Raw genomic sequence first — 19,775 nt, 5'->3', positions numbered from 1 at the left:
CTATTCCACTAATTACTGCCAATAACAGCTGGTCACACTTTGCTTATCCCTATAAAACAACTTTGCTTTTACAACAGCAGCCTGACAGGCTACGGGAGTCTCCCATAGCTCCGACTCAACCGTCGGTTCAGTCCCATCCGTCGTATAGCGTATCTGTGCTCCTTCGATAGAAGTATTTGCATACAGAAGTCCGTCCCGGATGGTGAGTCCGGGATGAGGTAAACGGAAGTTTACCCCCATCCGGCTCCAGCAAGGCATTTCCTTTACACTGATTTTTTCATAGAACAGTGCCAGATCTCGGTCAAAGGCTTGCTGCTCCGCTACGCCGGAAAGCGTTTCCCAATCCGGATGCGCATTCCAGCCACGCTCTACCAGTCCCATCACTTTAGGGAACATATAATATTCTACCCATTGAAATCCTCGAATTGTTTCGGCAAACAGTTGTGCCTGTACCCCTTTTATTTGTTTCCTGCCGGATGCGGTCAATGTCGTTTTTCCTTTTCCTGCGGAACCAATTTCCACCGGATTGCCCGCCATATCCGTACGTGAAGAACGATAGACATCGAACGGAAGCATGGAGAATGCTTTGGATTCATCCACATATCCTCCCCAAAAGTGTCCCGGTTCATCGGGATGAGCATCATAAGCCAAATCCAGATAGAAGTTATTCACATTGCAGAGGATGACCGGATAACCGTTATTGGCTATCTGATAAGGTATTTCATCCTCTTTCCATTCCGGAACAGTCTTCCACGAATTGATACCGGATGCCCGCTGGGATAAATAAGTATGCGTATCTCTCTTATGCCCCAAAGCTACTTCCTGCCAGCCATTAAAAGACAAATGATGCTGTTGCAGACAATCAACTACCCGGGTGATGAAATATTCGGCCAGGTCATGCGCTTTTTCCATGCCTTGCTCTTCCATTAACGCCCTGCATAAAGGGGAACCCATCCAAGCGCCCTTAGCCACTTCATCACCTCCCAAATGGATGGTAGTCAGCGGTGCACCGGCTTCCTTATACATAGCCACTATTTCCTGAATCACCTTTTCCATAAAACGATAAGTGGAGGGCAAGGCTACATTCATAACATTATCCGTATAGGCTTGTGCCGAAACATACCGGGAAGTATCCTGCAAGTCACTCAAAAGATATTCTTTCGCTTTCTCCGGATCGGTATCGATGTATTTCTTATAACGTACATTCATTGCCACAATCGCCGCACGTGCATGGCCGGGGGATTCTATTTCCGGGATGACCTGCACATGTCTTTCCGCCGCATATCGTAATAAATCAATGAATTCCTCCCGGGTATAATAACCATTTCCCGATGTTGCGGCATACGGATCATATCCGCCATCATAAGCCGGATACAACCAGTCCTTTTCATCGGTTGTATGTCCCCGCCGCGAACCGATTGCAGTCAGCTCCTCCAATCCCGGAATTTCCAGCCGCCAACCTTCATCATCCGAGAAATGGAACTGGAGCACATTCAGTTTGTAAGAAGAGAGTATATCAATCAGCTTCTTTAAGTGATCCACCGTTGTATAATTCCGGGCAATATCAAGCATCTGTCCCCGGTATAATAAGTCAGGATAATCCTGTATAGACATTGCTTCCAACCGGAACGGGCTTTCCTGCCCTTTCAGCAATCCTAACAGGGTCTGTGTACCATTAAAAACTCCATGTGGAGTAGCGGCACTAATCCTTATTTGCTGACCGTCAATGCACAGTTCATAATATTCCTCATTGACTGCTTTTTTCCTGTCAGAAAGATAGTCCAAGACAATGGTTACCGAGGCTTCCGGCACAACTTCCAATCCATGCCATGCAGTGAGCTTCTCTTTCAACAGTTTTCCTTCATTGGCAAAATCCTCATGGAAAGTCAAAGCAAGTTGTTTTTCCAACACCGTTTCCCCTCCGGTAACAAATACCTTTTTTACGGAAGGTATGATATCCGTCGTCCGGAACTCCGGAGTATCTGCATTTAGTAAACGAAGATTGGTTTCGTACGTCTTCCGTGCAGCCGTCCTTTGCCATTCCGTAATAGGCAATGGAATGGCATGTAACGTCACAGGCAGCGGCTTACCTTTCGATGCCCCCGACTGACTTACCCAATAACTCCCTTCGGGCGCATGTGAATTCTTCGGCACTTCCCCGTCACACTGGAATATCACTTTCAATGAATCTCCCGGAGCCAGTGAAAGAAATCCTTCTCCCGGATATATTTTAAATAGGGTCGCATTTACTTCCTCTACCCTAACCGGCGACGAAGCATCCTGCCGGATCGAACGGGGAAACTGCGAATAATAAATCTCCCAATCCTTTCCTATAGGAGCATCCGAAACATTCTTCAGTACAAAAGAATTCTCATAATATTTACCATTCCCATCGTAGCTTCCCATTTCCCAGGTTAAAGCAACCGGAGCTCTCGATTCATTCGCCGACTTACAACTGCCTGCAAGGAGCAGGATGAACAACCATCCCGCTGCCCATAAAGAAAACTTTATATCATTCATAAATTTAGTCTTAGTGATTAGTCATGCCATCCTTTACTTCTCAAATAATCGAGCATAAAAGCCGGACTGTCTGTTTGGAGGATTCTTGCCCCCAACTTGTTTATCAGATACCCATAATTTGCGTCCGGATCTTTCCTGGCAGCCTCATCATCATGTCCTCCTGCCAGAGAAGCCCACAAAGTGTTATACCAAATCAGACTTTTCCCTGCCAGCCTGCGTTCCATCCGGGCAGGCACCGGACTTGCAACATTCCGGTAACACAACTCAAAAGCAACCGGATGCAACTGTTCCATATAGTCCTCGACCACCTTCATCGATTTCTCCTCATCAATCGTTACGACAGGCATATAGATTACCTTATCCAGATAAGAACCAAACTCCCGCTTCACCGTCTCCACGGGTTGGGCACCTTTCATTATCACTAAATCGGCAGTATCGGTTTTCTTCAATATCACATATACATCATCAAAAATGCTGTAAGCCTTATCCAGATTAACCATTATCTGGCCTTTGGCAGCCAGCAAAGCTTCTTCCAAAGTAGGAACCGTATGTTCCGTCAGTCGGCCGTCTTTATCTTTCAACCGAAGTTGCTTTATTTCAGCCAATGTCTTATCTTTCACTTTTCCTGTACCATTGGTGGTGCGATCTACCGTATCATCATGCATCAGTACCAGCTGACCATCTTTCGTCTTACGGATATCAATCTCTACAATGTCCACTTTCATCCGAATAGCACTATCGATAGCCGCCAGGGAGTTTTCGGGGGCAATACTCCAATTTCCACGGTGCGCCACCACCAATACTTTGTCCAGGCACGGATTCAATACATCCTTGCGGATGGCCTCCGCCCGTTGTGCAGCCAGGAAACCTGGCTGCAAACAGAAAAGTAACAAAAGCACTATAAACCTGCTTTTCTTCATATCTATCATTATTTAATCTTTCTGCTCAATTTTGTTCAACTACCTATTGCCTCACTGCTACAACCCGGCATCATAAGCACCAGCCTGCATCTTGTTGACATTACGGGCAACTCCTCGTTGGTCTACTCCAAAGCCGTTTTCACCCACCCAATTGATAAATTGCTGTCCCACAGTTGCGTCGAAAGATTTCACCGCATCAATTACAGCCTGTTTCGTTGCAAATTCATCAATAGTACCGGTTACCGTCCATTGGTAAACACCATCGGTCAAAATTGCGGCGGGAAGAGTTTGGGATGAATAGTCCGTGTCCGTAGCAATAGCTCCCCAGCCTGCATCCGCAGCCTGATATACATTATATCCGCCGGAAGTGATATTACCTGCATAAATCGTCCTGTTTCCGGCTCCTTTGGCAAATAAAGAGTTGACCACCAGAGACGCGTTCTTCCCTGCACGGAAGACACCGTTCGGATTACCTGAATTTCCAACAATGGTAGTATTGGCAAGCATAAAATAAGCATCTCCATTGACTGTGATACTATTTCCTCCGGTAGCGGTGGTACCTAGTACGGTTACATTATTCATACAGGCATATCCGTTTCCGGCATGAATGGCAGTTCCCCAGGCGCCCGGTGCATAATTCTCATGCAACAAGCAGTTGTTCATAAACAGGAAGCTGTTTGCAGCGGTGGTAGTGATGGCTCCTCCCCTTGCGGTCGCCTTGTTATTCACCATCTCTACATCATTTAGCAAGACTCTTCCCTTTGATACTTTAACGGCTGCTCCACCATCTGTTCCACCATCACTTCCGCGATTGAAGTTCTTGATGACACAATTATTCAGTTGCAGGGTTGCATCACCTCCACCTGCCGCAACAAATACGGCACGGACACTTCCTGCATCGTTCAATCCATATTGTCCGTTGAAAGTACAACCGTCGAAAATAATATTTGTTTGATTGCCCAATACTAATAAAGAGTTGGATGTCGCAGACGCTCCACTACCGGCATTTCTGACAAAAGCAGTCGTGTGTTTGCTAATGTCACGCTTCGTCAAGTCCGTTCCCGTGCTTAAAGGATCATATCCGCCTTCAATCGTTATTTCCACTTGCTTGCTATAACCGCTATATTCTATCTTCACGCCGGAATTTTCTTTCGCCATCTCATAAGAGCCTGCAGCTACATAAATCTTCTTGCCATCCAGTTTGACTGCATTGGCGTTGGAGATGTCACTGTTACCATTCGTTTGTAACAAGTTGCGCAGCGCATCCACTCCCATAGCATTATCCCAATCCATACCGGTTGCGTTTCCGGCAGGCTGTTCTTTTACGTAATAAGCCGCAAGCTGCAGTTCTTCCGCATCTCCTCCCGGCAAAGTACCGCTATCCCACGGAGACACAATGGGTTCACTAATACTTATAATCGAACCTTCCACTTTCAGCGTGAATTCATAACACTTTGCGGGCTTCAATTCCGGAATACCGGGTAATACCAAATCTTCTCCCAAATAATTCAAAGAGACAAAGGTAGCGGTGGTTCCGGCTTTTCCGGGAGCTACGATGGCAGTATAAGTACAACCGTTCTGTCCTGCCTTACCACCTTCGGGAACTGTAATGAACGGTGATATCAAAGAAGTGCCCGATACCACTTCACCATTCGTGTATCCCTGATAAGAACCGATCTTTACTCCCTGCACCTTGCCTTGTCCGCCTACATCTGCAAGCGTCATAATCACTTTTGCCATTTTCCGGTTCATACCCAAACGAAGAATACGGGAACCATCATCTGTTGCATTCTCCACAGTACATGTCATATAGTCGGCTTTGGCCAGGTTTTCCAGACGTTGCTGGTTGGTGGGAAGTGTAAAGTTGGCCGTACTGGCTCCGCTCACCACCGGATAGAAAGCCGAGTAAGTCACCGGCTCCGCACCCCACCTTAAATAATAGTTATCCGTCGGTATCCATTTTCCTTCCGAGAGTACATAGCTCAAATACCCATCCTCACAACTTAACTGAATCTCATCACCCTCATTAAATTGTTTCTGCTGATCTCCCGCCGCACCGGGATTACTGCGGGTAAAGGCAGTATTAATAGAGGCTTCAATCCGGATAGCACCGGAATCTTCACCATACATAGCTATATTCTTATCTGTATCACAAGCCGCCATACTCGTCAGTAAATACGCAGCCAATATCAGTTTTGTAATCTTCATCGTTTATCTCCTCCTTCTTTAATTCCGGTCGATAAGTTGCCCGGTTGCCCAATTTCTGGCCATTTTAGCAGCCAGTCGGACTGTTGTGTTTACATTGAGAGTTAAGGTATGTTCCACTCCTTCTTCCAGTTCAATGGCCTCTTTAGCAGTCCAGATATACAGTTTCCCGTCATAGCTGAAATTGACAGAGAAGCCCTCTGCTATTTTTTGAGGAGGCAGGATACATTCGCAAGATTCCGTCCCTTTATAGGGAGCCACAGTTGCCACTACCGCATCCGCCGCAGGAACAACTACCGGAGCCGCTGCTGACAAATCACAAGTGGCATTGACAACAGCCCCATTGATAGCCATATCTCCTAACTTACTCATGGAAGCATCCGTCGTACCATTGACCGTGATTTTTATAATCAACTTACTCATGGCATGATTCAAAGAGATTTTCAGTTTCCCATCTGCCGTCAAATCCTGCTCCGGGTCAACTGTTGCTTTCATCAACAGGAAATCGGAGGATTTCACATTTTCTTCGGTAGACTGGTTGGTTAACGCATTGACCGTCAACGAAGCGTCCGGAGTGGCTTCACTCATAAATGGCGCATACGCTATCATCGTCACAGGTGTTCTTTCTGCATCCCAAAGCATCTGTTGACCGTCAGACGTACTCCATGCACTGCCGGAACCAACCATTTGTTTATGATAGTTATAAGCAGCATTTTCGCTGTTCCGGATCATTAATCCGAAACGTTCCAGATTCATGGCGTCATACCCTGCACGCGACAGAGGTTCATTCACTTCGGTAATGACGCGGATGACATGATCTTCGGGGAAACTGCCCGTTGATAGTAACTCATCCTCGTTGTTTGAGCATCCGGCTAGTGCGATACCCAAAGCTATTATATAAAATATCTTCTTCATGTTACAGTCGTTTTAAAGTTTAATTTGTCAGAACCGCATCATAAGCACCGGCTTGCATCTTGTTCGCATTACGAGTCACTCCGCGTTGGTCTATACCGAAAGCATCTTCACCGATCCATTCCACAAACACTTCTCCCAAATCAGCAATAGGCGAAGCCACCGGATTAAAACTTTTCGCAACTTCTATCACCGCCTGTTTGGTAGCATATCCTTTTACCGAACCAATCAGATTGAGATCCCACACATACACTCCCTTTTCATTCAGCGTGCCATTCACCGGATTGGGATAAGCCGTGTCGGACGCGCTCATCGTTATTCCCGTCACGCGCTGATACACATTATATCCTTTTGAGAAGGCTTCAAAGTTACTGCCATTCAGATTAAAGCTCGGAGCCGAAGGATTTTCAGAGATCAACAGGTTATTAATAAACTTCGTATCACCACCGGCACCTGTCTCACAACGTACCGCTCCATGAGTATCGCTCGCATTTCCAATGATTGTATTATTGGTCAGCAGGATGCTTCCTCCTCCGTTCAAAGCGGCACCCGTCCCCATATTATCTATCAGCGTGGTATTGTTAATACAGATATGTCCTTCCGACATCTGAATTCCATTTCCCCACGAGCCGTTATGAGAGTTGCCTTTCAACAGACAACCATTCATAAACACCACCGCTGTCTTGCTACTACAACGAACAGCTCCTCCACGACCGACAGCCTTATTATCCAGCAAGTTCACCTTATTCAGCCGCACCTGTCCCGACAAGACAAAGACTGCCGGACCACCCTGCTTGGCAGAAGTCGTTACTGCTGACGTACAATCTCTAATCACGCAATCGGTCAACTCGATGGAAGTATCACCGACACCACCGCTCACGTAAATTCCACTACCACATTCGGTTGTACTGGCATCTGCTTCAGACACATATCCATATTGGAAAGTAACTCCCTCAATGGCAATATGCCCTTTCTTCACCAATAACAAACCACAGTCACCGGCATCCGCCTGTTTATTTCCGTTCACATCGCCGCTGATAACAGTCACATACGCATCTATATCACGTGCCGAAACATCGGTCCCTTCGCTAAACTGACTATATCCGCCCTTAATCGCCTTTACATTCTTGCGAACAATTACACCAAGTCCACTTTCTTCGGACATGACATATTTCCCCTGACTCATGTAAATCGTACTCTTGGACAGATCGACAGAACCGCTCAACAACTTACGGAAGCCAGCCACATCCAACGCCTGTTCCCAGGAACTACCATCCATTTCCCCTTCACCGAATTGAGTCACGAAGTAACTCTCCAGTCCTTTCTGCATAATCACTTCTTCGTCCAGATCATCGTCGTAGTCGGTCATCATCGGCGGATCTATCATCTCATAGTCTTCCTGGCATCCCTGTGCCAACAGGAGAATGAAAGCCAGCATACATAGCTTCGATATTATGAATAAACTATTTTTCATTTTCTTTCTTTTTTAACTTGTACATTAGATAAGAATAATCACAAATTCACCGATTTCACCGGGCAATATCCGGATAACCGGGATTCTGTTTCAGGTATTCATTCTGTTCCAGTTGTGTCTGCGACAAGGGGAACAGTTCATAATGATTGTCCGCATCCCGTGGTTTGTCCCACCATGCTTCCTGATACCTGCCGAAACGAATCAAGTCTGTACGACGACGGCTTTCCGCCAGAAATTCCCGTCCCCACTCATCCAACATTTCTTTCTGATCGAGTACCACGTTGCCTTCCGGCTGGTAAGCGATATTCGCTGTAAAGTTTTCGTAGTTGCGCTTACGCACGCTGTTCAGCAATTTGCCAGCCTCACCTGCTTGTCCGAGACGGAGAAGGGCTTCAGCTTGAGAATAAATAATCTCTGCCAAACGAATCTCTGTATAGTCGGACTCAATATAATAACCTCCGGTAAACGGATAGAAAGGATACTTCACACAGTAAAGTCCGGAATTGAAGTCACCATTACCCAATTTAGATTCCTTATAAGCCGGATTAGAGATATAACCTGACTCTGCATTTCCCTCAAATCGTCCGACCTGGTCACGCAAATAAATCACATATTGATTATCCGGGTTCTTGGCATATCCTCCACTGACAGCGGAGTTGGCAATCTTACCTTCGAGAAAAAACATACCTTCGCGGGTATTGTTACCGGTGTTTACATATTGCTTATAACGTATGTCCCCCTGATATTTGGCAAACTTCCGGGTAACCATTCCCAATCCATAGTCGAACAGTTCGCGTGGCTGCTGATTGTCATAGCTCGGTGAAAGCGCGTATTTCGGATTCCGTTCGCCGTTTCCCTCTATTTTCAGGTAATACGCACTACCATAAGGCAAACCACGTCCGTAAACCGTTCTTCTGTCATTTTGCAGATGCCAGCTGGTCAGCCCGTAAGAACCGGGAAAACCGAAGATCACCTCATTGCACATTTCATTGTTCCAGTCGAAAGGTTCATACCAGTTATCGGCAATCGCATAATATCCGAACTCTCCTCCCGTGATACGTTTACACATATCGATACATTCCTGCCATTTCGCCTGACCAATCCATACCTCCGCATTCAAATAGAGACGCACCAATAAGGATGCCGCAGCAGCTTTCGTGAACTGTCCCTGTTGGCTACCATTCCCAGATTGTCCACTCTTGACGGGCAAAGCTGCCAGACAGTAATCTTTCAATTCACTCTCGATGAAATCGAACATTATTTGCGGAGAGACTTGCTTCCGGTTTTCCGGCAGTTCGTTCACAGCCTGGTCTGATGTAGTGGTGAGAATACAGTTGCGATGGGTATTCAACAGACGGAGATAACCCCAGGCACGCATACAGCGCAACTGTGCTTTAAAACTTTCAAATTCACTGTCACTCAAACCAAAATTGGACGGATTCAATTGGTTCAAGTCGTCCAATACCATATTACATTGGCCGATACCTACATAAAAGTTTTCCCATTCGCTCAACCAGTCGCCCTGATTGATATCATCATATTGATGACGGTGATACATTTCCCACAAACCTCCATCGTACCACCAAGTGCCACGAGTGGGAGTAATCAACTGGTCTGCGGGAAGTTCCTCGTTCTCATGGCGTATCCAGATACAGCAATACATGTGCTCAAAGGGACGGAAAACGGCGTTGATAACATCCTGTTTCGTGTTATAATAGTTTTTGGACATCACCTGGTCATACACCGTTTCCGACAGATCCGTACAAGACGGTAAGCCTAACACTGTGCCCGCCATCATACTTAATCCTATGATATATTTTGTTATTTTCATAATGGTTCTTTTTTTAAAAACTAACTTGTAAACCTAAAATAAACTGGAAGGCAGACGGATAATAGTTGTATCCTCCTCCGAAAGTACCCGGCGTCAGTCCGTTCACTTCGTAGGTAGAAGGGTCTACACCGGTGAACTTCGTGAATGTATAAAGATTGTTGGCTGTGCCGAACAAACGTATCTTTTCAATATACTTCTTATTCAGGTTCATGGTATATCCTAAAGTGATGTTGTCTATCTTCAGGTAATCACCCGGTTCGATGAAATAGTCGGTAATCACATTCTTACCCGTCATGATATGCGCATTCTTCGAATAGGCGGTAGTCAACTGGTTGGTACTCATACTCTGCAAGCCGAAATAGAAATCGTGCACATTGAATATATCAAACCCGGCAGCACCACGGAGGGCAACAGTCAAGTCGAAGTTCTTGTAAGTGAAGTTGTGCGTCATAGAACCGGTGAATTTCGGCAAACCGTTTCCGGTCACTGCCTTGTCTTCTTCCGTACCCTGCGCAACAGGAATCACATTTCCTTTCTTGTCATAAATCAGCCAGTCACCCTTTTTATCCACTCCTGCATAGCGGTAGGTGAAGTAGTTGCCGATACGTTCGCCTTCTTCAATCCGCTGCAAATATCCCGGATTGTTAGGATTCGCCATGTTGCAGGTGGAGTAATATTTCTGTCCCTTGTATACATCATTGGAGAAGCTGACAAACTTATTGTTATTGGTAGCTCCCACTAAGGTGAAACTATAAGTGAAATCCTTTGTCCGGACAGCATTTACGGTTATGTCAAGCTCGAAACCGGTATTGCGCAATGTACCTACATTGGCATAGATAGTAGAAAACAAATTGGGCGGAACCGATACGGAATAGCTACCGAGCAAATCGCTTTGTTTACGGTGGAAATAGTTAAATGACCCGGTCACTTTGTGCTTGAAGAGCGAGAAGTCCAAACCGATATTCTGATTGTGCCCTTTCTCCCAACGGAGTTCCGAATTGACATTCTTACTCGGTCCCCATACATGGAAGTTGTTGCCGCCATACTGATACCAGCCATAGGCTCTATAGGTTGCCAAAGACTGGTAATTACCTATTTCCTGATTACCTGTCACCCCATAGTCATAACGCACTTTCAAGTCGTCAATCCATGAGAGTCCTTTCATAAACTTCTCATCCGAGATACGCCAGCCGACAGATATCGCCGGGAAATTACCCCATTTATGATTCTCACCAAAGCGGGAGGAACCTTCGTGGCGTAAAGAGAAAGTGAACAGATAGCGCTCTTTCCAATCGTAATTGACACGTCCGAAGAAGCTGATTAATTTATGGTCATTTTTATAAGAACTCATCATGGTTTTTCCTTCTTTGGCTGCTTCCAGACCGGAGCCCAGATTATTGTACGTCAATCCGTCGGAAGAGAAGTCCCAGTTTTCGGCTCCCATACCCGAACTTACCCCATAATTGTAGCTATAACCTACCATTGCACGGATTTGATGATCCTTGATGCGTGTAGAGAAGTTGGTCACCCATTCGAGATTGTTGTTAGTGTTTTTATCAAAGTCACGGCTCGCTTTTCCGGCAACGCCCGAATTGACATTGGGACCATAAGTAGACGGAATGAACCATCCGTTGAACTTATCCACCTGATACTGTGAAACAGTAACCTGTGATTTCAAGACCATGTTCGGATTATTAGGATTGAACAACGGCAACAAATTAACGGCAGCAGTAGCATTCCATTCCAGCAATTTAATCTCTGTGCCATTCTCTTCCTCATTCAATTGTTCGACAATATTCGAGCTGTCGCCTCCAGACGGAAAACGATAATATCCGTTAGCTGATTCAGGATCATAAACCGGCATTGTCGGATTATTCTTGATGACACTGCCATAGACACTGGCTGACTTGTTCCGGTCGATGACACGGGGAGTCATGTTAGCTGCAAAGGTAAACAGGCCGTCTTTCGTTGTGTGGCTGATGGTAGCACGCGCACCATATTCCCTACGGTCGGAACGCAAGTCAATTCCCTGCGCTTTGCGATAATCGGCTGTTACACGATAATTGGTTCTCGCATTGCCTCCGGAGAAGGTCAACGTGTGCATGTGTGTCACTCCCAAACGGGTAACGGCATCAAACCAGTCCGTACTGGCTCCCATATCGGAAAGTGGATTGGAAACCGTGCGGTAAGCACGATATTCTTCCGCATTCATAATGTCGAGCTCTTTCTTTGCTTTATTGAAGGTGACGGCAGCACTGTAAGTCGTATGCACTTCCCCGTCACGGGTTCCTTTTTTCAGATTCACAAGGATCACACCGTTGCTACCCCGTGTACCGTAGATAGCGGAAGCGGCACCGTCTTTCAACACATCGATCGATTCAATATCGGCGGGATTGATATTCGTCATATCGCCTCCTGGCACTCCGTCTACAACAATCAACGGGCCCAGCCCGGCATTACGCGAAGATATGCCACGAATCTGGATACTTCCCGTACTGTTCGGATCGGCCAAAGCCGTATTGGAAACAGATACACTGGATACTTTCCCCTGCAACAGCATGGAAGCATCGAGACTGGAGATTTGATTCAGGTCTTTCGCACCGACATGGGAAATAGCCGAGGTCATTTCTTTCCGTTTCATCGTACCATAACCCACCACTACCACTTCATTCAACGCTGTGGATTCTTCTTTCAACACGATTTTCAGTAATTGCCGGTCTTTGATAGCCACCTCTTGTGTCTCATAACCGATATAGGATATTTTCAGGCGACCGTTCTGCGGAGCATTCACCTGAAATTTACCGTCGATATTGGTGATGGTGCCTTGTTTCGTCTCTACAACTACCACCGAAGCTCCGATGACAGGTTCCCCCTTTTCGTCGATCACCGTACCGGATATTTTACGTTCCTGCTGCACTTCTAAAGAAGCTCCTCTTGCCTGAATACCGGAAAACAGCATCAGCAATATACCTAACAGACAGGTACACGTTTTGAAATGAATATTTCTCATAAATAGATGATTTTTATATTAGATGATAAAGTTAACGAAGCCCTCTTGCCTGTAATGCCGGAATCAACAAGTCCGGTAAGTCCGTCTGTATCATACATACCATCGGATAGATTTGCAAGAGTTCATTCAGATAATCCTCGTTCAGTGTCCATTCGGATACGCTACTGCCACTTGCCGGAAGCATATTTACCGTAGCAAGCATTCCGTCATTGATTGAACTTCCCAAAGGAGTGCTTTTTCCGTTTGTCAGGTAGCTGTATTGCACAAAGTAATTGCCCGGCAGCCCTATCATCGGTTTATGACTTCCTGTCCATGTGTACACGTGCGCTTTAGGAGTAATGCCCAATACTTCTTCTGCTTTCTGCGCACTGTTACAATAGAAAAATACAGATTCCATCATATCCAGTTTCATCACGATATCCACCACCTGCTGCGAAGTAGCCGTGCGCGGAGAGTAGTCGAGATTGTAATAAATTCTACCTCGGCCTGCTTTCAGAAACTCTTCCAGAGTAGGCATTTTTTCATCAGTCACCCGGCCATTCCGGTCTTTCAGGTTGTACTTCTGTAATTCCGCATAGGTCATTTTTGTGATGTCGCCTGTGCCATCCGTAGTGGCATTAATGGTTTGGTCATGGCATACCACTACCACTCCGTCACTTGTCACATGAGTATCACACTCGATCACTTCCGCGCCCGAATCAATGGCATCTTCTACGGAAGAGACTGAATTTTCGGGAACAGTTCTGTCCGACGTGTGCGCCCGGTGTGTCATGACCCATACTTTTTTGTTGTCCGGCTCTCTGAATTGCTTCATCGCCTCCGTCAGTGCCAACAGATTATAGATACGGATTCTCTTCTGCACCTCATACTGACCTGCCGTAACATGCAGCGTGTAGTCACCACTTTGGGTATAGGCATAAGTGATAGGGGTAGCAGCTTTTCCTTCCTTGACCGTCCCGTCACCAAAATCGACAGTAATATCGGTATTTCCATCAATGTTGTTGAATTTGACCTCCACCACTTCTTTCAGCAGGGCACGGGTACTTACTTGCAGGTAAGGATTCTTTTTTACAGGATCATCGTCAGAGCAAGCGTTGCAGACTATTCCCAATAGAATAGCCCAACAGCATAACCAGCTTATCGGCTGGCGTTTTGTTCTTCTTCCTTTTTCCGGAACAAAAAAATGCAGTAATTCATTTTTCATTTGTATTTCTATAAAGGTTAATAAAAAAAGGAACTCCCGAAGGCGAAACCTATTCGTTCCGTTCGGTTATGACAAAAATAGAGGGAAATGCCCCGATAAAAAATAGCAAAGGGAATATAAGTGGAAATCTACAATTCTCTCAAAGAAATAACCACTTGATTATTAATATCTTACCTCTAAACAAGCTCACATTAAAAGGTAGATTGGGCACAGATTTTATTAACGGATTTTTGCCACCAAATCTTCAAAATCGTCTCGTGAAACACGTGCTTTTGTTTTTACTCTCGAACGGTAATTATAGATTGTATTCACCGAGTAATGCAGAAGTTCCGCAATCTGCGAACTGTCTTTTATTCCCAAACGTATCAAAGCAAAAATACGCAGTTCGGTATTCAGTAGTTCATCCGGTTTCAAAACAATTTGCTCATCCGGCAATAATAAGGCATTGAGAGATTCCACGAAATTAGGAAAGAGATGCAGAAAAGCGGAATCAAAGTTCGCATATAATTCTTGCACTTCAACGGTTACAATGTCATTGCTAAGATGTGTCATTTTGAGCAACTCTGCCACTTGTCCGCGTTGCAGTTTCTTGTTTACCAGCTTTCTGTACGCTTGCAAACGGTCTACATATACAGAGCACAGTTTGAAGAAACGGGCAATATAGGCTTCTTTAATGAGATTGGACTCGGAAAGCTCGAGATTGGTGGAACGAAGATGACGGTTCACTTCTTCGAGTTCTTCATTTAACGAGAAGAGCCGTTCGTTTACTTCCTGCAATCCTTTTTTCGCGATGGAAAGGGCTTTCATCTGCCGGTAGATATAGATTAATGCGATCACCAACAGTAATGCCAACAAGGCTACGCACGCAATATAGATCAGTAATTCCCGGTTCTGCTGCTTGATAATATCCTGATAATTCCCGTTTATCATAGAAAGTGGGGTGATATTCATCCAGCTCCGCAACCGCGTTTTATAGAATTGTGATATTTCCCATGAGAAATTGATATAGTCATAGGCACGTTTCAAATCTCCTTTGCTATTCAGTTCTTGTGCCAGTACCATCAAAGAAGATTGCTCTTTAATGGCGGAACGCACATCTGAGATGGCTGAAAGCACCAGATAATACAAATGCTCGTCTTTCTTGCCCATGCTCTCAAAAAGACGGAAACGCTGATAGGCTACCAATGCATATTGAGGTGTGCCGAAAGAAGATTCCGCAAGCCGACGGTCACTGAATTCAAGAGCCTCATCGTATTTTCCGGCTTCTCTTAATTGCGTCTCACGTAACCACAGGTATGTAGCCGAGGACGGATCTAAAGTGACCTGCATCGAATCACGGTATGCATGGCTCAATTTTGCATAACGGGAAGCAAACATCTTATATCGGGGTTGTGCCGCTCCTGCTTCGAAATATACATGCTCGTAACAAGTATAGTAATATCCCAAAAGGGACGATGGCAATGTCTGACGATCAATTGAGTTAAGTATATCCGCTGCTTCCATATACATTCCGATGGAGGATAACAGATAGGATAGCTCCAATTGAATTTTAAGTTCCCGCTCTTTGTCATTCAACTGGCGGGCCAGCAGCATATTTTCATTCAGATAGTGGAGTGCGGAATCGGAACTATATGCTTTATATTCAAGATAAATATCGTTATTCAGATGATAGCGTTCGACAGAAACGGGAGGTGTCTTTCGTGCTTCTTTTTTCAGTTCATGGAGTTTATTCTCTTTGACCTGTACATAAGTATCGGCTTCCTTAATCGTTTTATCAAGCACATTCAACAATGAATCCAGGCTTTCACCAGCAAAAGCCGAATAACAGGAAAAGAAGAGCAAAAAGCAGAGTAGACAGTTCTTTTTCATTGGGCGGATAGACTTTAGTGAGTATGAGATGATAGAGATTAACCGGACAAATGTAGAGAAAATCTTCGTAACCTAAACTATAAATGGCTCATAAATTAAAGGAACAAACAGACTATTATAAAGAAAAAACAGAAGCCAGACAGAGTATATGTTACATTATTATTAATAAAAATGAGTCTTACTCTATCAGACAAATCCATTCCCAGATACAGATCTGATGAAAATAAATACCATATTACCAATCCAAGCTCTTACCAATAAAAGTATTATCTTTGTTGCATGAAAAAGTTAGTCATTGTAGGATGTGGACGACTTGCAGAAATCGTTGCGGATGCAGTTGTCAAAGGCTTATTACCAGATTATGACTTGGTAGGTGTCTATTCGCGTACGGCTTCAAAAGCAGCGCACATCGTTCATAAAATGCAGCAACATGGCAAGCCTTGCATCGCTTGCGCCACATTGGAAGAGTTATTAGCATTAAAACCAGATTATCTGGTGGAATCGGCCTCTCCTGCCGCTATGCGGGAATTGGCTTTGCCGGCATTGAGAAACGGAACGTCTGTCATTACCTTGTCTATCGGTGCTTTGGCAGACGAGACATTCTATCGGGAAGTGGCAGAAACCGCCAAGGCAAATGGTACACGAATCTATATCGCATCCGGAGCTACCGGTGGATTCGATGTTTTAAGAACTGCCTCTCTGATGGGAAATACGACGGCTCGCTTCTTCAATGAAAAAGGTCCTAATGGACTCAAAGGAACTCCCGTTTATGATGATTCTTTGCAAACGGAACAACGTACCGTCTTCTCCGGAAGTGCTGCGGAAGCTATTCGCCTCTTTCCAACCAAAGTGAATGTTACAGTTGCCGCCTCACGAGCTTCTGTCGGTCCGGAGAACATGCAGGTATCCATACAATCTACCCCCGGATTTGTGGGAGATACGCAAAAGGTAGAAATCAAAAATGACCAGGTGCATGCCGTAGTAGACATTTATAGCGCTACATCAGATATTGCAGGGTGGTCAGTAGTGAGCACCCTGATTAATATCGCATCACCCATTGTATTCTGACAGATTGGCCAATACTTTTGCGCTCAGGCGGTCAAACGCCTGACGCGTACGGCCAGTAGACACCTGCATACAACGTACATGCGGATGATTGAGCAGTTGCTCACTCCCCAATGCGCCTATCGTATCACAAAAGCAAAGGTTATCACCTTCCAGCCATTCAGTAAAAGCAGCCTCATCCCATGCCGGCGACAAACCGGTATTGAATAAGATCTTCCGGTCACCCATCTGCTTAAATTCCTCTTCATGCAGCAGAACCGTATTTTTATTAAGGCAACAACAAATGACTTCACTCTCTGCAAGGAGTTTCTCCAATGGCAAAAAGCGATATCCTTTAGCAGTAGCTGCTTCTTTTTCACTGCGGGCATAATATGAAATATCAGCGCCAAAGAACTTCAAAGCGTCTGCTATCATGCCGCCCGACTTACCCAGTCCGACTATTCCGACTTTCAATCCGGTAATCTCACGTGGCAACTCCTCCCACGATTCCTGCCCGAAGCCATGCAAACAGCGCACCAATTCACTGACTACATATTCCACTACTCCCTCGTCACCATAATCCCGGATACCTGTTACCGTGATCCCCCGTTCATTGGCATAACGAATATCGACATTGGCACTTTCGGGAGAATAGAGTGAGCAACACATTCCAATGTATTTCACATTCGGACAACATTCAAGTACATACCGGTTGATACGGGAGGTGTAACTCAAAAGCACCGCATCAGCATCTCCGATACGGGCAATGATTTCATCATCACTCGCGGGTATATCAGGATACATCACCACCTGACTGGCAAATGAATACAACGCTTTTTCGGCCGACGGAACCAGGCTGACCGGTTCTATAGCTACAAGTTTCTGAAACATCGTTTTTTATTTTAGAAGTATTATAAAAACAAACATACACAGTTACCGGATTAGCAACCCAATATGGGCGCTAAGATACAAATTTCTAGCCATAATATCATTTAATGATAGACGATAACAGTATGTTTTAGACATACGAGCGCAAGTTAAACATATCCAATCAGAGTTCACTACTCGCCATCCGGTTCCTTTCGTGGCGGTGCTATGAAATGCATCTGATTACCCCGTCCCGCCCGCTTGATAATGCCTTCGGCTGCAAAAGATTTTAGATCGTCCAATGCAGTATTCTTCAAACGCCCGGTAAGTTCTGTATAAGTGGTTCTTGTGATGAAGCCATGCTCTCCGATATATTGCAGGACGAGTTTCTTCAGGTTCTCCCTGTCCCACTTACGCGAAGTGTTGAAATCGACACACTTTCTGCGCTCCAAATCTCCGCGAATACCTACACGCATACTCTTAGAGGCACGGAAATTCACCCCGTTGAAAGCTACGGATTCAGAACGAATATCATTCTTATTTGCCACCAATCGGGAAGCTTTCACTTTGGCTGAAAAGAAACCGAACTCTCCCAATTCGACACGGTATCCTTCACCCAGATATTGCAATACATCCTCTTTCAGTTCCATAAGGATACCTTCTATCACTCCTTCCTTAAATCCGGTTCTCTTAGCAACGCCACGGATCAATCGTTCTGCCGGAATCGTTCCACTGTAGACAATGTCGGCATACATTGTTTCCGTTTCTCCTTCCTTAGTAGTCAAGGCAGGCTTCTTCTTTAAATTGTAAAAGGCCATAATCTTATTGTTATATTTAAGACTTTTCAGTGCAGAGAATAAAGATTTTCAGTGCAGAGATTTATCATAGTTTATGCACTCGGGTAGTTGTCCAGTTGTAACGGGACAATAGTCACCTTATAGAAAAACAAATATCACCTTATAAAGTGATATTTATCACTGCATAAGATGACCACTTGTCTTTGCAAGGGTAAAAAACAGTAAAGATACAAAATTAATTAGCGGAAAGCAAGAGACGCTACAATAAAGCTCAATATATGATTGTAATATGATTGCAAAATAAAATTCATCTGCCAACTACCGGACATCGGTTTCTCTTTATTTATTCACATAGATTTGTTTATTTCTAAATTATTTCAGTACATTTGCCTGACCTACTTCTATTACAGAAAGGATGAAAATAGACGAAATACAGTGCATAAAAGAACTACGCAACGGCTCTTACCAGGCTTTTACCCAGATTTATGAAGCCTACGCCGACCGACTTTACAGCTTTGTTCTTAAACAACTAAAAAATCGTTCCCTGGCACAAGATATTGTTCAGGATACCTTTTTACGCCTATGGGACAACCGTAGCCAACTGAATAGCTTTGGCAACCTGCAAGCCTTTATTTTCACTATTGCCAAACATCAGGTAATCGATTATTTCCGCAAACAAGTCAACGAACTGCAATTCGAAGACTTTATGGAGTATTGCGAGAACCAAGAGAGCGATGTATCTCCGGAAGACCTATTATTGTATGATGAATTCCTGCAACAACTGAAGAAATCAAAAGATATTCTGTCACAACGGGAACGAGAGATTTATGAACTAAGCAGAGAAAAACAGATTCCAGTCAAACAGATTGCCAAGCAACTGGAGCTTTCCGAGCAAACAGTAAAGAACTATCTGACTTCCGCTCTGAAAATCCTTCGCAGCGAAATGCTAAAATACAACATTATCTTCCTATTCTTTTTATAATATCGTCACTGCAACACATCACAAGGGGGGCAATAATATCTTCTCCCACAAAAAAGATCTCTATCTGATTTTTATGTTATAAAACACAAAGAAATCATAGTACTCTCTTATTCCATTCACGTATAACCAATAGAAACACC

General features: G+C 44.7%; 13 protein-coding genes. 2 read left to right on the top strand and 11 right to left on the bottom strand.

Annotation, left to right across the window (positions count from 1 at the left end; genetic code table 11):
* Positions 1 to 12: 12 nt before the first annotated feature.
* From KFO40_RS00490 to KFO40_RS00450, 9 genes are all read right to left on the bottom strand, one after another.
* Positions 13 to 2,520 carry a family 20 glycosylhydrolase gene (locus KFO40_RS00490; RefSeq protein ID WP_211145962.1) on the bottom strand — a complete coding sequence of 836 codons (2,508 nt, stop codon included), beginning with the start codon at positions 2,518 to 2,520 and terminating at the stop codon, positions 13 to 15.
* Between the two features lie 17 nt (positions 2,521 to 2,537).
* Positions 2,538 to 3,440: a glycerophosphodiester phosphodiesterase family protein gene (locus tag KFO40_RS00485; protein WP_211145961.1), complete on the bottom strand. Its 903-nt coding sequence runs from the start codon at positions 3,438 to 3,440 to the stop codon at positions 2,538 to 2,540.
* 57 nt (positions 3,441 to 3,497) lie between these two features.
* On the bottom strand, positions 3,498 to 5,648 hold the full coding sequence (locus KFO40_RS00480) for a fimbrillin family protein (RefSeq protein WP_008023869.1): 2,151 nt from the start codon (positions 5,646 to 5,648) through the stop codon (positions 3,498 to 3,500).
* Positions 5,649 to 5,666: 18 nt separating this feature from the next.
* The gene (locus KFO40_RS00475) at positions 5,667 to 6,560 is read right to left on the bottom strand and encodes a fimbrillin family protein (protein ID WP_008023868.1); all 894 of its coding nucleotides are present in this window, start codon (positions 6,558 to 6,560) and stop codon (positions 5,667 to 5,669) included.
* A gap of 19 nt (positions 6,561 to 6,579) precedes the next feature.
* On the bottom strand, positions 6,580 to 8,031 hold the full coding sequence (locus KFO40_RS00470) for a right-handed parallel beta-helix repeat-containing protein (RefSeq protein ID WP_008023867.1): 1,452 nt from the start codon (positions 8,029 to 8,031) through the stop codon (positions 6,580 to 6,582).
* A 55-nt stretch (positions 8,032 to 8,086) separates the two neighbouring features.
* Positions 8,087 to 9,862 (bottom strand): RagB/SusD family nutrient uptake outer membrane protein, encoded by a 1,776-nt coding sequence (locus KFO40_RS00465; RefSeq protein WP_008023866.1) that lies wholly within the window; start codon positions 9,860 to 9,862, stop codon positions 8,087 to 8,089.
* 13 nt (positions 9,863 to 9,875) lie between these two features.
* On the bottom strand, positions 9,876 to 12,872 hold the full coding sequence (locus tag KFO40_RS00460) for a SusC/RagA family TonB-linked outer membrane protein (protein ID WP_008023865.1): 2,997 nt from the start codon (positions 12,870 to 12,872) through the stop codon (positions 9,876 to 9,878).
* 31 nt (positions 12,873 to 12,903) lie between these two features.
* Positions 12,904 to 14,076 carry a glycerophosphodiester phosphodiesterase family protein gene (locus tag KFO40_RS00455; RefSeq protein ID WP_008023863.1) on the bottom strand — a complete coding sequence of 391 codons (1,173 nt, stop codon included), beginning with the start codon at positions 14,074 to 14,076 and terminating at the stop codon, positions 12,904 to 12,906.
* A gap of 219 nt (positions 14,077 to 14,295) precedes the next feature.
* Positions 14,296 to 15,945: a DUF6377 domain-containing protein gene (locus tag KFO40_RS00450; protein ID WP_211145960.1), complete on the bottom strand. Its 1,650-nt coding sequence runs from the start codon at positions 15,943 to 15,945 to the stop codon at positions 14,296 to 14,298.
* Positions 15,946 to 16,224: 279 nt separating this feature from the next.
* On the opposite strand from KFO40_RS00450, the gene KFO40_RS00445 reads away from it, so the two are divergent.
* Positions 16,225 to 17,013 (top strand): aspartate dehydrogenase domain-containing protein, encoded by a 789-nt coding sequence (locus KFO40_RS00445; RefSeq protein ID WP_211145959.1) that lies wholly within the window; start codon positions 16,225 to 16,227, stop codon positions 17,011 to 17,013.
* Here KFO40_RS00445 and KFO40_RS00440 read toward each other — a convergent pair.
* Together KFO40_RS00440 and KFO40_RS00435 are read right to left on the bottom strand one after the other, a co-directional pair.
* Entirely contained in the window at positions 16,996 to 17,880 is an 885-nt protein-coding gene (locus KFO40_RS00440; RefSeq protein WP_211145958.1) for a D-isomer specific 2-hydroxyacid dehydrogenase family protein, read from the bottom strand. The genes KFO40_RS00445 and KFO40_RS00440 overlap by 18 nt on opposite strands.
* A gap of 170 nt (positions 17,881 to 18,050) precedes the next feature.
* A complete protein-coding gene (locus KFO40_RS00435; RefSeq protein ID WP_211145957.1) occupies positions 18,051 to 18,674 on the bottom strand; it encodes an HU family DNA-binding protein in 624 nt (207 codons plus the stop codon).
* Positions 18,675 to 19,068: 394 nt separating this feature from the next.
* On the opposite strand from KFO40_RS00435, the gene KFO40_RS00430 reads away from it, so the two are divergent.
* A complete protein-coding gene (locus tag KFO40_RS00430; RefSeq protein ID WP_211145956.1) occupies positions 19,069 to 19,635 on the top strand; it encodes an RNA polymerase sigma factor in 567 nt (188 codons plus the stop codon).
* Positions 19,636 to 19,775 lie beyond the last annotated feature (140 nt).

Source organism: Bacteroides sp. 1001302B_160321_D4 (assembly GCF_015667765.1).
In the GTDB taxonomy this organism is placed as follows: Bacteria; Bacteroidota; Bacteroidia; order Bacteroidales; family Bacteroidaceae; genus Bacteroides; species Bacteroides xylanisolvens.
The sequence above is the reverse complement of the archived record's forward strand: the minus strand, read 5'-3'. Positions and strand labels throughout refer to the sequence as shown.

What these genes read in the sequence shown, in the direction of transcription:
- KFO40_RS00490 (WP_211145962.1), bottom strand. Translation starts at nt 2,520, where the DNA reads ATGAATGATATAAAGTTTTCTTTATGGGCAGCGGGATGGTTGTTCATC.
- KFO40_RS00485 (WP_211145961.1), bottom strand. Translation starts at nt 3,440, where the DNA reads ATGAAGAAAAGCAGGTTTATAGTGCTTTTGTTACTTTTCTGTTTGCAG.
- KFO40_RS00480 (WP_008023869.1), bottom strand. Translation starts at nt 5,648, where the DNA reads ATGAAGATTACAAAACTGATATTGGCTGCGTATTTACTGACGAGTATG.
- KFO40_RS00475 (WP_008023868.1), bottom strand. Translation starts at nt 6,560, where the DNA reads ATGAAGAAGATATTTTATATAATAGCTTTGGGTATCGCACTAGCCGGA.
- KFO40_RS00470 (WP_008023867.1), bottom strand. Translation starts at nt 8,031, where the DNA reads ATGAAAAATAGTTTATTCATAATATCGAAGCTATGTATGCTGGCTTTC.
- KFO40_RS00465 (WP_008023866.1), bottom strand. Translation starts at nt 9,862, where the DNA reads ATGAAAATAACAAAATATATCATAGGATTAAGTATGATGGCGGGCACA.
- KFO40_RS00460 (WP_008023865.1), bottom strand. Translation starts at nt 12,872, where the DNA reads ATGAGAAATATTCATTTCAAAACGTGTACCTGTCTGTTAGGTATATTG.
- KFO40_RS00455 (WP_008023863.1), bottom strand. Translation starts at nt 14,076, where the DNA reads ATGAAAAATGAATTACTGCATTTTTTTGTTCCGGAAAAAGGAAGAAGA.
- KFO40_RS00450 (WP_211145960.1), bottom strand. Translation starts at nt 15,945, where the DNA reads ATGAAAAAGAACTGTCTACTCTGCTTTTTGCTCTTCTTTTCCTGTTAT.
- KFO40_RS00445 (WP_211145959.1), top strand. Translation starts at nt 16,225, where the DNA reads ATGAAAAAGTTAGTCATTGTAGGATGTGGACGACTTGCAGAAATCGTT.
- KFO40_RS00440 (WP_211145958.1), bottom strand. Translation starts at nt 17,880, where the DNA reads ATGTTTCAGAAACTTGTAGCTATAGAACCGGTCAGCCTGGTTCCGTCG.
- KFO40_RS00435 (WP_211145957.1), bottom strand. Translation starts at nt 18,674, where the DNA reads ATGGCCTTTTACAATTTAAAGAAGAAGCCTGCCTTGACTACTAAGGAA.
- KFO40_RS00430 (WP_211145956.1), top strand. Translation starts at nt 19,069, where the DNA reads ATGAAAATAGACGAAATACAGTGCATAAAAGAACTACGCAACGGCTCT.